15 protein-coding genes are annotated in these 12635 nt (G+C 72.7%); 7 read left to right on the top strand and 8 right to left on the bottom strand.

The window, feature by feature from the left end:
* Positions 1 to 28: 28 nt before the first annotated feature.
* The 3 genes from hemC (at position 29) to hemB (ending at position 3780) form a co-directional block, all read left to right on the top strand.
* Positions 29 to 1015: a hydroxymethylbilane synthase gene (gene hemC / locus ACWCYY_RS29570; protein WP_449797770.1), complete on the top strand. Its 987-nt coding sequence runs from the start codon at positions 29 to 31 to the stop codon at positions 1013 to 1015.
* Positions 1012 to 2652 (top strand): bifunctional uroporphyrinogen-III C-methyltransferase/uroporphyrinogen-III synthase, encoded by a 1641-nt coding sequence (locus ACWCYY_RS29565; protein WP_345289271.1) that lies wholly within the window; start codon positions 1012 to 1014, stop codon positions 2650 to 2652. Before hemC ends, ACWCYY_RS29565 begins: the two co-directional genes overlap by 4 nt.
* A 147-nt stretch (positions 2653 to 2799) precedes the next feature.
* Complete coding sequence (gene hemB / locus ACWCYY_RS29560; protein ID WP_345289273.1) at positions 2800 to 3780, top strand: porphobilinogen synthase; 981 nt, start codon at positions 2800 to 2802, stop codon at positions 3778 to 3780.
* A 58-nt stretch (positions 3781 to 3838) separates the two neighbouring features.
* On the opposite strand, the gene ACWCYY_RS29555 is transcribed toward hemB, so the two are convergent.
* The 3 genes from ACWCYY_RS29555 to ACWCYY_RS29545 all read right to left on the bottom strand — a co-directional run bounded on the left by ACWCYY_RS29555 (position 3839) and on the right by ACWCYY_RS29545 (position 5071).
* Complete coding sequence (locus tag ACWCYY_RS29555) at positions 3839 to 4096, bottom strand: hypothetical protein (protein WP_449797769.1); 258 nt, start codon at positions 4094 to 4096, stop codon at positions 3839 to 3841.
* A gap of 199 nt (positions 4097 to 4295) precedes the next feature.
* Positions 4296 to 4640 (bottom strand): rodlet layer protein, encoded by a 345-nt coding sequence (locus ACWCYY_RS29550; protein ID WP_345289275.1) that lies wholly within the window; start codon positions 4638 to 4640, stop codon positions 4296 to 4298.
* Positions 4641 to 4726: 86 nt separating this feature from the next.
* On the bottom strand, positions 4727 to 5071 hold the full coding sequence (locus ACWCYY_RS29545) for a rodlet layer protein (protein WP_345289276.1): 345 nt from the start codon (positions 5069 to 5071) through the stop codon (positions 4727 to 4729).
* A 295-nt stretch (positions 5072 to 5366) separates the two neighbouring features.
* On the opposite strand from ACWCYY_RS29545, the gene ACWCYY_RS29540 reads away from it, so the two are divergent.
* A complete protein-coding gene (locus tag ACWCYY_RS29540) occupies positions 5367 to 6044 on the top strand; it encodes a hypothetical protein (RefSeq protein ID WP_380149574.1) in 678 nt (225 codons plus the stop codon).
* A 66-nt stretch (positions 6045 to 6110) separates the two neighbouring features.
* On the opposite strand, the gene ACWCYY_RS29535 is transcribed toward ACWCYY_RS29540, so the two are convergent.
* The 4 genes from ACWCYY_RS29535 to ACWCYY_RS29520 all read right to left on the bottom strand — a co-directional run bounded on the left by ACWCYY_RS29535 (position 6111) and on the right by ACWCYY_RS29520 (position 7755).
* The gene (locus ACWCYY_RS29535) at positions 6111 to 6473 is read right to left on the bottom strand and encodes a hypothetical protein (protein ID WP_345289278.1); all 363 of its coding nucleotides are present in this window, start codon (positions 6471 to 6473) and stop codon (positions 6111 to 6113) included.
* A 164-nt stretch (positions 6474 to 6637) separates the two neighbouring features.
* Positions 6638 to 6907 carry a chaplin gene (locus ACWCYY_RS29530; protein ID WP_345289280.1) on the bottom strand — a complete coding sequence of 90 codons (270 nt, stop codon included), beginning with the start codon at positions 6905 to 6907 and terminating at the stop codon, positions 6638 to 6640.
* Positions 6908 to 6997: 90 nt separating this feature from the next.
* A complete protein-coding gene (locus tag ACWCYY_RS29525; RefSeq protein WP_345289281.1) occupies positions 6998 to 7240 on the bottom strand; it encodes a chaplin in 243 nt (80 codons plus the stop codon).
* A gap of 248 nt (positions 7241 to 7488) precedes the next feature.
* Positions 7489 to 7755, bottom strand: a complete 267-nt coding sequence (locus tag ACWCYY_RS29520) for a chaplin (protein ID WP_345289282.1) — start codon at positions 7753 to 7755, stop codon at positions 7489 to 7491.
* Between the two features lie 271 nt (positions 7756 to 8026).
* Here ACWCYY_RS29520 and ACWCYY_RS29515 point away from each other — a divergent pair, with 271 nt between their 5' ends.
* Entirely contained in the window at positions 8027 to 8266 is a 240-nt protein-coding gene (locus ACWCYY_RS29515) for a chaplin (RefSeq protein WP_345289284.1), read from the top strand.
* A gap of 265 nt (positions 8267 to 8531) precedes the next feature.
* Positions 8532 to 10157, top strand: coding sequence for an RICIN domain-containing protein (locus ACWCYY_RS29510; protein WP_345289285.1), 1626 nt, complete (start codon positions 8532 to 8534; stop codon positions 10155 to 10157).
* A gap of 81 nt (positions 10158 to 10238) precedes the next feature.
* Here ACWCYY_RS29510 and ACWCYY_RS29505 read toward each other — a convergent pair whose 3' ends face one another.
* Positions 10239 to 11105 (bottom strand): NAD-dependent epimerase/dehydratase family protein, encoded by an 867-nt coding sequence (locus tag ACWCYY_RS29505; protein ID WP_449797768.1) that lies wholly within the window; start codon positions 11103 to 11105, stop codon positions 10239 to 10241.
* A 137-nt stretch (positions 11106 to 11242) separates the two neighbouring features.
* On the opposite strand from ACWCYY_RS29505, the gene lysA reads away from it, so the two are divergent.
* Positions 11243 to 12496: a diaminopimelate decarboxylase gene (lysA, locus tag ACWCYY_RS29500; protein ID WP_449797767.1), complete on the top strand. Its 1254-nt coding sequence runs from the start codon at positions 11243 to 11245 to the stop codon at positions 12494 to 12496.
* The last annotated feature ends 139 nt before the right edge of the window (positions 12497 to 12635 follow it).

The following is a 12635-nucleotide window of genomic DNA, read 5'->3' as shown; positions in this document are numbered from 1 at the left end:
CCACGAGCATGACCGGGACGATCACCTCATGAATGGTCAACTGACCGGCGGCGGACAGCCGCTGCGCCTCGGCACCCGCCGCAGCGCCCTCGCCATGACCCAGTCGGGCATGGTCGCCCGCGCGGTCGAGCGGGTCACCGGCCGACCGGTCGAGCTGGTCGAGATCACCACCTACGGGGACACCTCCCGGGAGGCGCTGGCCCAGATCGGCGGCACCGGCGTCTTCGTCTCCGCGCTGCGCGACGCGCTGCTGGAGGGTCGGATCGACCTGGCGGTGCACTCCCTCAAGGACCTCCCCACCGCCGCCCCCGACGGCCTCTTCCTGGCCGCCGTCCCCGAGCGCGAGGACAGCCGGGACGCCCTGGTGGCCCGCGACGGCCTGGCCCTCACCGAGCTGGTCGAGAAGCTGGCCGGCTCCGGGCACCCCGTCCGGATCGGCACCGGCTCCCCGCGCCGGATGGCCCAGCTCAACGCCTGGGCCCGCGGCCTCGGCGCCACGGTCGAGACGGTGGCCATCCGCGGCAACGTGGACACCCGGATCAACAAGGTCACCGCCGGCGAGCTGGACGCGGTGGTGCTCGCCACCGCCGGGCTCAACCGCCTCGGCCGCTCGGCCGAGATCACCGAGCACCTGGAGCCGGAGCTGATGCTCCCCGCCCCCGGCCAGGGCGCCCTGGCCGTCGAGTGCGCCGACCCGGCGCTCGCCGCCGTGCTGCGCGCCCTCGACCACACCCCGACCCGAGCCGCCGTCGCCGCCGAGCGGGCCCTGCTGGCCCGCCTGGAGGCCGGCTGCTCCGCCCCGGTGGCCGCCCTGGCCACCTGGCAGGGCACCGAACTGCGGCTGGAGGGCGTGGTCGGCACCGTCGACGGCGCCACCCTGCTGAAGATGACCGCCAACGGTCCGCTCACCCCCGACGAGACCGCCGAACGGCAGGCGGTGGCCCTCGGCCACGCGCTCGCCGAGCGGCTGCTCGAAGCGGGCGCGGCCAACCTGATGGGGGAGCGAGCCCGATGAGCGCCGCCGCCAACCTCGCCCACAACCCGGCCGCCCCGGCGGGCCGTTGCACCTTCCTGGGAGCGGGGCCGGGTGACCCGGGCCTGCTCACGCTGCGCGCGGTGGACGTCCTCTCCTCCGCCGACGTGCTGATCGCCGACCCGCTCACCGCGGCCGCCGTGCGCACCCACTGTCCGGTCGGCGTCGTGGTGCACAGCACCGTCGGCGAGGACTGCCCCGACGTGGCCGCCGTGGTCGCCGAGGCGGTCCGCAACGGCAAGCACGTGGTCCGCACCGTCGACGGCGACCCGGGCCTGGACGGCTGCGCCGCCGAGGAGATGCTCGGCTGCGCCAACGCCGCGATCCCCTTCGAGGTGATCCCCGGCGTCGCCCAGTCGGTCGGCGTCCCCGCCTACGCGGGCGTCCCGCTGCGCGGCAGCCAGGGCGCCGACGTCCGCTTCGTCGACGCGGCCGGCCTGCTGGCCGGCGGCAACATCGACCTCGGGATGCCGGAGACCACCCTGGTGGTCCGCACCACGCTGGGCCAACTCCCGGCCACCGCCCAGGCCTTGGTGGCCAACGGCCGCAAGCCCGAAGCCCCGCTCTCGGCCACCCTGTCCGGCACCACCACCCGGCAGCGCACCTTCACCGCCACCCTGGCCACCATCGCGGCCGACCTCAAGGCGGCCCGGGTGCTGCCCTCCCCGGTCTCCGCCCCGGTGGACCCGAACACCTCGGTGATAGCCGTGGTGGGCGAGCAGGTCGCCCACCGCTCCTCCCACTCGTGGTTCGAGACCAAGCCGCTGTTCGGCTGGAACGTCCTCGTCCCGCGGACCAAGGAGCAGGCGCACGGCCTCTCCGACCAGCTCCGTTCCTACGGCGCCGTCCCGCAGGAGGTGCCGACCATCGCGGTCGAGCCCCCGCGGACCCCGCAGCAGATGGAGCGCGCCATCAAGGGCCTGGTGACGGGCCGTTACGAGTGGATCGCCTTCACCTCGGTGAACGCGGTGCGCGCCGTCCGGGAGAAGTTCGAGGAGTACGGCCTCGACGCCCGCGCCTTCGCCGGCATCAAGGTCGCCGCGGTCGGCGAGACCACCGCCCAGGCGCTGGTCGACTTCGGCGTGAAGCCCGACCTGGTGCCCAGCGGCGAGCAGTCCGCCGCCGGCTTGCTCGAGGACTGGCCGCCCTACGACCCGGTCTTCGACCCGATCGACCGCGTCCTGCTGCCGCGCGCCGACATCGCCACCGAGACCCTGGTGGCCGGCCTGGTCGAACTCGGCTGGGAGGTCGACGACGTGACGGCCTACCGGACGGTGCGGGCCTCCCCGCCGCCGGCCGAGACCCGCGAGGCGATCAAGGGCGGCGGGTTCGACGCGGTGCTCTTCACCTCCTCCTCGACGGTGCGGAACCTGGTCGGCATCGCCGGCAAGCCGCACAACGTCACGGTGATCGCCTGCATCGGGCCGGCCACCGCGAAGACCGCCGAGGAGCACGGCCTGCGGGTCGACGTGATGGCTCCGGCCCCGTCGGCCGCCGCACTCGCGCAGGCGCTGGCAGACTTCGGGGCGAACCGCCGCGACGCCGCCGTGGCGGCGGGCGAGCCCGTCTACCGCCCCAGCGAGCGCCGCCCCGGCTCCCGCCGCAAGGCCGCCCGCTAGGAAGTGGTTGCACCGGGGGCGCGAGGAACTGCGCGCCGGGGAACGGCAGCACCTGCAACTGGCTGACGGAGGTTCAGTTGCCACTGGTCCGCCTTCCGTACCCGCGCAGTTCCTCGCGCCCCCGGCATCACCGAGAAGGGATATCCGTTGTCCGCTGAGTTCCCGTACGTCCGTCCGCGCCGTCTGCGGCAGAGCCCCGCGATGCGGCGGCTGGTCGCGGAGACCAGGCTGCACCCGGCCGAGCTGATCCTGCCCGCGTTCGTGCGGGAGGGGATCACCGAGCCGCGGCCGGTGAGCTCGATGCCCGGGGTGGTGCAGCACACCCGGGAGACGCTGAAGCGGGCCGCCGCCGAGGCGGTGGAGGCGGGCGTCGGCGGGATCATGCTGTTCGGCGTGCCGCTGGTGCAGGACGCCACCGGCAGCGAGGGCACCAACCCGGACGGGATCCTGCAGCAGGCGATCCGGGACGTGGTGGCCGAGGTCGGGGACGACCTGGTGGTGATGTCGGACCTGTGCCTGGACGAGTTCACCGACCACGGGCACTGCGGGGTGCTGGGCGCGGACGGCGGCGTGGACAACGACGCCACCCTGAAGCGGTACGAGGAGATGGCCCTGGTCCAGGCCGAGGCCGGGGTCCACCTGGTCGGCCCGTCCGGGATGATGGACGGTCAGATCGGCGTCATCCGCAAGGCCCTGGACGCCAACGGGTACCAGTCCACCGGCATCCTGGCCTACACCGCCAAGTACGCCTCGGCGTTCTACGGCCCGTTCCGCGAGGCCGTCGGCTCCTCGCTCAAGGGCGACCGCAAGACCTACCAGCAGGACCCGGCCAACGCCCGGGAGTCGCTGCGCGAGCTGGAGCAGGACGTCGCCGAGGGCGCCGACCTGGTGATGGTGAAGCCCGCGATGGCGTACCTGGACGTGCTGCGCCAGGTGGCCGACGCCTCGCCGGTGCCGGTCGCCGCGTACCAGGTCTCCGGCGAGTACTCGATGGTCGAGGCGGCCGCGGCCAACGGCTGGGTGGACCGCGAGCGGATGATCCTGGAGACCCTCACCTCGATCCGCCGGGCCGGCGCCGGGCAGGTCCTCACCTACTGGGCCACCGAGGCGGCGCGCCTCCTCAAGTGACGCACGCCAAGGGCGCGGCACCCGGGGACGGGTGCCGCGCCCTCGTGCTGACGTGGTGTCAGTGGATCTCGGCGTGGCCCTCGCCGCCACCGGCGGCCCAGTCGTCGCCGGCCACGAACCACTGCTCGAAGCAGGCCTCGATGTGGCTGGTCTCGGCGTGGCCCCACTGCTCGGCGGCCAGGAACGGCTCGCTCGCGGTGGCGGCGAACTGGGCGCCGCCGTGAGCCTCGACGTGCGCGTAGGCGGGGGCCGAGACGCCGGCCAGGGCCAGGGTGGAGATCGCGGTGAGCGCGGCCTTGCCCAGGATGCTCTTCATGGTTTCCCTCTCTGCGTGACAGCAGTGTGACTACACGTGATCACAGAATCGGACGGCCGCGGCGCAGCACGCGCCAGGGCCGCCCACCGGCCACCCGAAGGAACCGCACTCCAACGAGTGGCCGGGGTCGCGGGGGAACGGAAAACCGCCGGGCCCGGGGGGAGTCCCCCGAACCCGGCGGTCGGCCTTACCCGGTTGATCAGCCGATCAGGTGGCTGACGCCACCGTCGCCCGAGCCCTGGGTGGCGGGGCCGACGTTGCAGGTCTGCTTCGGCTCGTTGTTGAGGACGTCCGCCTCGATCGGCACCGCGACACCGATGACGGCGACGGCGATGTTGTGGACCTCCGGCAGGCAGAGGTTCGGGTTGTCGAGGGTGTGGAAGTTCGGGGAGTGGTCGCCGTGGGTGCCGGTCGCGTTGGTGCCACCGTTGCCGGAGACGCCGACGGCGGAACCGTCAGCGTCGCCGATCGCCATGGCGGGGGCGGCGGTCATGGCCAGGCCGGCGGTGGCAACGCCGACAGCGGCGAGGGCCTTCTTGATCATTGTTCTGTTCCTTTTCGGACTTGATGGGTGTGGTGGAACGGGTGGTACTGGTCGGCCCCGGGTAGCGGGGCCGGGCCGGCGAGAGGTCAGCCGACCAGGTGCGAGACGCCGCCGTCGCCGCTGCCCTGGGTGCCGGGGCCGACCACGCAGGTCTGCTTCGGCTGGTTGCTCAGGGCGTCGACCTCGACCGGCACCGCGACGCCCAGAACGCCGACCGCGATGTTGTGCACCTCGGGCAGGCAGATGTTCGGGTTGTCGAGCACGTGGAAGTTCGGGCTGTGGTCGCCCCAGGTTCCCGTGGCGTTGGTGCCGCCGTGGCCGGAGAGGCCGGCCGCCCCGCCGTCCGCGTTGCCGATCGCGGAGGCCGGGACGGTACCGGCGGCCATGGCGGCGGCGGCCAGGCCGACTGCCGCGAAAGTCTTCTGGAGCATGGTGGAGATACCTCTCTTGATGAATCACCATCGGTTGCCGGCCCGTCCGGGGGGATTGCCTCCGACCGCCGTCCTGGCTGCGACAACGGGATCAAAGAGCGAGCGGCGGGAAAGTTACGCGGAATCTCGGGGATTCACCAACGGTCAGTCAAGATCCTCTGTGTCCGGTCGGATTATTAGGCCGAACCGGTCAACGCTCGCTATCCCGCTCCCGGATTGCTCGTTGAAGGGATTGATTTCCCAGGCCGGCCGAATCAGGCCGATGGGCCCTTCATATGACAGAACGGTGAACAGCATGAAGCTCTCCAAGCGCGCGGCCGGCGCGCTGCTGCTGGCGGTCGGCTCCGGTGTGCTCACGGGTCAGGCGGCGGCCGTGGCGGCTCCTGCCCACACCGAGCCGATGACGGCCGGTCAGGTCGCGGCGATGGAAGACCAGTTGGCCACCGAGGAGGTCCCCTTCAACATCCCGCTGGAGACGGTGAGCGAGCACCTCCCGATCTTCCCCGGGGACGGCCACATCTCGGGCGGGGTGCCCACCTCGCTGGTGATGCCGCCGAAGCCGGACGAGGCGCCCGGTGGCCAGCTGATCCCCGAGCGGGTCGTGCCGGGCCTCGAGGTCGGCCGGATCGGGCCGCGCCTGCAGGCCGCGCTGCCGCTGCCCACCGCGGACCGCTCCACCGACCTGGGCGACGTCGCGCTGGACGCCCCGGCGGCCCCGCTGAACGCGCAGGGCCCGGACCTGACCCTCGGTCACCCCTTCGAGTGGGCCCAGGGCAACGCGGCCACCCCGGTGGACGACGTGCTGAGCGCCGGCGAGCTCGACCCGCAGCTGATCACCAACCCGGTGCAGGCCATCCCGGGTGCCAAGGCCAGCCTGGGCAAGGGCGAGGAGAAGCTCTCGGTCAGCGACTCGCTCTCCGACCTGACCGGCACCACCGCCGGCACCGTCCGCGAGGTGCTGGCCCAGGGCTGACCGGCCCGGTACGGCGAGGAGCCCGGCACCCCCGAGGTGCCGGGCTCCTTCCGCGTGCGCGTCCGTTCAGCCGGGCAGCTGGTCGATGACCCCGCCCACCAGCGGCAGGTCCTTGGTGCCGCCGCCCTGGCTCAGCGGCTGGGTGAGCGGGGCGGTGCCGACCGGGGCCAGGCCGTTGTCGGGCTCCAGCGAGAGCCCGTTGTTCAACAGGTCGGCGGAGGAGCCGGCCCACGGGTCGAGCCGGAGGGTCTTGGCCGGGCTGAGGCCGTGGCCGAGCCCGCCGGTGGCGCCCTCCAGGCCGGCGGCGGCGTCGATCGGCTGCAGGCCGCCCACCGGCGGGGTGAGCCCGGCCGCGGCGGCGGGGGAGGAGAGCAGGAAGCCGGCCGCGAGCAGACCGAGGGCGGCGGCGGGGAGGTGGCGGGAGAGCATGGGGTTCGACTCCTCAGCAGGGCAGGGCAGGGCAGGGCAGGGCAGGGTGCGGCGGTGTGGGGTGCGGCAGGGGGCGGGTCAGGGCCTGGACGGCGCGAAGCCCCCCGATCGGCGGACCGGGGGGCTGCACGCGCACGGGGTACCGCTGGTCACCTGGAGGGTGATCAGCAGTCCTCCTCGGGCATCGGCGGGGCGTCGACGTTGGCGCAGGAGTTGCCGAAGGCCGGGTTCAGCAGGCCGACCACGTTCACGGAGTTGCCGCAGACGTTGACCGGGATGTGCACCGGAACCTGGATGGAGTTGCCGGAGCCGACGCCGGGGGAACCGGCGGTGACGCCCTCGGCGGAGGCACCGGCGACGGCGGTGCCGGCACCCGCGGCGACGATGCCGACGACGGCACCCGCGACGGCGGCGGCCTTCTTGACGTTCTGCATGGGGTGATCTCCTCGATCAGGGAAGGGTGCCGGGCACCCGGCGCGGAGGCCGGGTGCCCAGCGGGTGGTGCTGCGTCAGGTGCGGCTGGGTCAGCCGACGTTGGCGCAGGAGTTGCCGAAGGCCGGGTTCAGCAGGGCGATCACGTTCACGGTGTTGCCGCAGACGTTGACCGGGATGTGGATCGGCACCTGGACGTTGTTGCCCGAGAGCACGCCCGGGGAGCCGGCCACGACGGCCTCGGCCTCGGAGCTGGCGAACGCGCCACCGGCGGAGCCGAGCACCAGGCCGGCCGCGGCGACGGAAAGGACAGCAGCCTTCTTGAAGCTACGCATGGGAAATCCTCCGTTTGAGCGGGCGAGCGGGAATGTCGCCCGAGAACTGGGGGTGTACCGTGTGGTGTCGCAATAGCGGCCCAAGTCCTGTGCGTCGCCCGTGGCTTGGGCGGTTCCGCGCGGCCGCTTCGTTCACGCCGCCCCCGTCATCAGTTCTCGCACGGTCGAGAACCGGACGCAATCGCGGCGCGCCCAGGAGGGTTCGAATTGCCCCACCTGGAAGTCATCGGACTGACTCGGCGTCAGTCTCAGGCGTTCAGGCAGGAGTTGCCGAAGGCCGGGTTGAGCAGGCCGACCACGTCGACGGTGTTGCCGCACAGGTTGACCGGGATGTGGATCGGGACCTGGACGTTGTTGCCGGAGAGCACACCGGGCGAGCCGGCCACGACGGCCTCGGCCGACGCGCCGCTGGTGTGGCCGTGACCGTGGCCGTGGGCGGCGGCGGCAGCGGCGCCGCTCAGCAGCAGGGCCGCGGTGGCGGCGGTGCCGAGGGTGCCGTAGGCGAGCTTGCGCATGGTGCGAGTCCCATTTCTTGCGGTGGTTCGATGCTTCGGTGTGGAGCCTGTTTCGCCAGGAAGAACGACGCAGTGCGCGGAGGGAAACGGGCGGATCCGAGCGGTGCGGGAGATCACCCGAATGGCACCGCTGCTGCAAGCGGGTGAATGTGGCCGGGGGTGCGCAACCCGTACGGCCAGGGCTCGTTGGAGTCGACGCACGCCCGTGCGCTTCCATGCTCGTCCGCTGTTGGTACGGCACCTGGAAGAACTGATCTACGAGGAGACTCACATGAGCGTCAAGAAGGTCGCCACCGTCGGCGCCGCTGTCGTTGGCATCGTTGCGGCCGGTGCGGGCACCGCGATGGCGAGCAGCTCCGCCGAGGGCGTCACCGCGGGTTCCCCCGGTGTCATCTCCGGCAACTCCGTCCAGGTCCCGGTTCACGTTCCGGTCAACCTCTGCGGCAACTCGGTCAACGTGATCGGCGCCCTGAACCCGTCGTTCGGCAACTCCTGCGCGAACGTCGGCTGAATTCAGCCGCGTAGCAGCTGAGTTGTACCCGAACAGCGCCTGACGCCGCGCGCGTCGGTCGCCTCTCGGTCGATTCCGCCGTACCCGAGCCGCCGTCCCCGCCTCCCCTCCTGAGGCGGTGGGCGGCGGCTCCGCGTCGTTCAATCACCCGCTGCACGAGGCTTGTTGCGTTACCGGTCAGTACCTAGCATGTGAGCCGGGCTCACCTTTTCCGGGCCCGCGCACCACGCACCAACTCCGGTCCCCCACCCTCCAGGAGTCACGCGTGCTCAGCTCACCACGTACCTCACCGGGAACGGCCCTGCTGGCCGCGGCCGGGCTGCTGCTCTCCCTCGCCGCCGGCGTCCCCACCGCCACCGCCGCGCCCGTCACTGCCAAGCCGGCCGCCATCGTCGCCCTCGGCGACAGCGCCATCTCCGGGGAGGGCGCCGGGACGGACACCAACGACGCCTACACCCCCGGCACCGACACCCCCACCAACTACTGCCACCGGCACGGGAAGTCGGAGATCTTCGTCACCGACATCCCCGGCGTCACGCCGGTGAACCTGGCCTGCTCCGGCGCCCAGACCGGCGACCTGGTCAGCGACCCCGAGCTGGCCAAGGTCACCGGCCCCGGCAGCGGGGACTTCGGGGAGGAGAAGCAGGACGTCCAACTCGCCCGCACCGCCGCCCAGTACGACGTCAAGATGGTGGTCGTCACGATCGGCGCCAACGACGACTTCGACTTCAGCGGGATCATGATGAGCTGCCTGGAGCAGTACTTCCCGATCCCCAAGGACAAGGGCTGCCGGGACACCATCGGCAGCGAGGCGATCACCGCCCGGGCCGAGCGGGTCAAGCCCAAGGTGGTGGCCGCGCTCACCAGCGTGCGCAACACCATGCGGGCCGCCGGATACGCCGACTCCGCCTACCAGTTGGTGTACCAGTCCTACTTCACCCCGATCACCCCGGACATCCGGCGCAACGACTACGTCGGCAAGGTGGCCGACGGCTGTCCGGCCTTCCCCGAGGACCTGGCCTGGGGCCACAACTGGGTGGTGCCCACGCTCAGCGACGCACTGCGCGAGGCCGCCTCGCGCGTGCCGGGCGTGCGCTACCTGGACCAGCGCCGGGTCTCCTACGGCCACGAGGTGTGCGCGGGCTGGAGCAGCTCGCCGTACGAGTACACCAACGGCGACGTGATCGACCTCTCCGAGCGGGACCGCAACGGCTGCGACCACGAGATCGGCATCCCGGGCGTCTGCATGAACATGGTGCGGCAGTCCTACCACCTGCGGGTGGCGGGCTACCGCGGCGAGGGCGTCTGCCTCGGTCAGTTCTACCAACGGCCGGAGCTCCCCGAGGCGTTCTGCACCCTCAACCCGCAGAACACCACCTCGATCCAGCCGCTGACCCCCGGCAGGCCCTTCCCCGACAAGCCCGAGGCCGGCTCCTGGTACCAGCTCACCAACCTGGCCACCGGGCAGGTGCTGGACTTCGCCGGCGGCGGCACCTACGGCGACTCCACCAACGGACGGGCAGCCATCGGCTACAAGCCGACCGGCGGGCTGAACCAGTCCTTCGTCCTCAACTCCCGCCCGGCCGGCGGCTTCTCGCTCACCTTCAGCGGCAACGAGTCCATGTGCCTGGACGCCGCCGGCGGCTCCACCGCCCCCGGCACCCGGCTGCTCCAGTGGGCCTGCCACGGCGGTGACAACCAGCGCTGGCTGATGCGCCCGGCGGCCGCCGGGGGCTACGAACTCGCCTCGCCCGTCGACCAGTCCAAGGTGATGGCGCTCTCCACCGCCAAGGACGCCCAGGGCAACCGGGTGGTCGAACTCGCCTCCTCCACCGGCGCGGCCGAGCAGCGCTGGCAGATCACCAAGCTGGGCATCGCGTACCTGCCCTGATGCCAGGGCCGCCTCCTCGGTGGGGCCGAGGGGGCGGCCCGAGGCCGGGGCCCGGCCCGTGGGGGGTCGGGCCCCGGCCGTTCAGACCGCCTCGCCGACCACCCGGGGCAGCCAGTCGTCCAGTCGGGAGAACGTGTAACCGAGCTCGCGGGCCCGGGAGTTGTCCATCCCGTAGTAGTGCCCGAAGGAGAACGGCGAGGGCTCGGGGCCCTCCGCGAAGCGGGCGGCGGGCAGTCCGTGGCGCTCCAGCAGGGCGCAGAGCTCGCGCACGTCCACCTCGCCGGTGGAGCAGGCGTTCACCGGGCCGGTGAAGTCCTGCTCCGCGGCCCAGACCAGGAAGCGGGCGATCTCGCCGTACTCGGCGAAGGTGGCCGGGGCGGCCGGGCGGTGCACGGTGATCGCCTCGCCCGCGCGCATCCGCTCCGCGTAGTGCGCCAGCCGCCCGGTGAAGTCGGCCGCGCCGCCGCCCAGCACGTGCGCCGTGCGCACCGCCGCGTACGGCAGCCCGTCCTGCCGGGCCAGCACCGCCTCGGCCCGCCGCTTGCCCTCGGCGTAGCCGTCGCCGACGGGCTCCGCGCCCGGCCAGGCCGCGGCGTCGAACTCGCCTTCCCCCAGCGGCTTCCCGGGCACGCCGCGGACGTGGTCGTAGACCTCGCAGGTGGAGGTCACCAGGTACCGGCCGGCCCGGCCGCCGAAGACCCGCAGCGCCACCTCGGCCTGCTCGGGCCGGTAGAGCACCTGGTCCAGCACCACGTCGAAGCTCGCGTCCCCCAGCGCCGAGGCCAGCGCGGCCTCGTCGTCCCGGTCGGCCCGCACGTGCCGCACCCCGGGCGGGGCCTCGGCCGACCCCCGGTTCACCAGGGTCACCCGGGCGCCGCCGTCCCGGAGTAGCTCCACCACCCGCCGGCCGAAGTACCGGCTCCCGCCGATCACACAGATCTCTCGCATGCACACCCCAACTCCGCCGGGCTCCGGAGTCTTCCAAGATCCACCGTCCGAAAGGCGGTTCACCTGGTGGACAGCTCTGCGGCCGCCCCGGCCGATCGAGCAGGATCGGGCACCACCTCGCCTTCCGGGAGCCCGCGATGTCCAGCCCTGCCCGCCCCGCCCAGACGGTCCTCGCCGCCGACCGGATCGCCGCCGTCGCCGAGGAGCACGGCACCCCGGTCTGGATCTACGACGCGGAGACCATCCGGGGCCAGATCGCCAAGCTCCGCGGCTTCGACACCATCCGGTACGCCCAGAAGGCCAGTTCCAACACCCACCTGCTGCGGCTGATGCGGGAACAGGGAGTGGCGGTGGACGCGGTCTCGCTCGGCGAGCTGGAGCGCGCGCTGCGGGCCGGCTACCAGCCGCAGGGCGAGGACGAGCCGGTGGTGTTCACCGCCGACCTGCTGGACCGGACCACCCTGCGCCGGGTGGTCGAGCTGGGTGTGCCGGTCAACGTCGGCTCCCCCCAGATGCTCGACCAGCTGGGCCAGGCCTCCCCGGGCCACCGGGTCTGGATACGGATCAACCCCGGCTTCGGGCACGGCCACAGCCGCAAGACCAACACCGGCGGGGAGCAGAGCAAGCACGGCATCTGGCACGAGCACCTGGCCGAGGCGCTGGAGCTGGTGGACCGTCACGGGCTGGACCTGACCGGCTTCCACATGCACATCGGCTCCGGAGTGGACTACGGCCACCTGGAGGCGGTCTGCGAGACCATGGTCAAGCAGGTCCGGCTGGCCGGGCGGGACGTCCGGGCGATCTCGGCGGGAGGCGGGCTCTCGGTGCCGTACGCGCCGGGCGAGCCGGAGGTGGACACCGAGCGGTACTTCCGGATCTGGGACGCGGCCCGGCGGGAGCTGGCCGCCGAACTCGGCCACCCCGTCCGGCTGGAGATCGAGCCGGGCCGCTTCCTGGTGGCCAACTCCGGGGTGCTGGCAGCCGAGGTGCGGGCCCACAAGCCGGTCGGCTCCAACCACTTCGTCCTGGTGGACGCGGGGTTCAACGACCTGATGCGGCCCGCGATGTACGGCAGCGCCCACCGGGTCAGCGCGATCCGCGGCGGCGCGCCGCTGACCACCCCGCCGGTGGACACGGTGCTGGCCGGTCCGCTCTGCGAGTCAGGCGACGTCTTCACCCAGGCCCCCGGTGGGGACGTGCTCGCCGTTCCGCTGCCCCGGGTCGAGGTGGGGGACCTGGCCGTCTTCCACGACACCGGGGCCTACGGGGCGAGCATGTCCTCCACCTACAACACCCGCCCGCTGATCCCCGAGGTGCTCGTCGACGGCGACGAGGCCCGGCTGATCCGCCGCCGCCAGACCCTCGACGAATTGCTCGACCTGGAGGCCTGACCCTCGCCTGGGCGCCCCGCGTGAGCGCCCCGCAGGGGCGCGAGGAACTGCGCGCAGGGGAACGGCAGCACCTGCAACTGGCTGACGGAGCCTCAGTTGCAGGTGGGCCGCCTTCCGGACTCGCGCAGTTCCTCGCGCC

Source organism: Kitasatospora sp. NPDC001664 (assembly GCF_053596675.1).
This window is presented reverse-complemented; position numbering and strand designations above follow the sequence as displayed.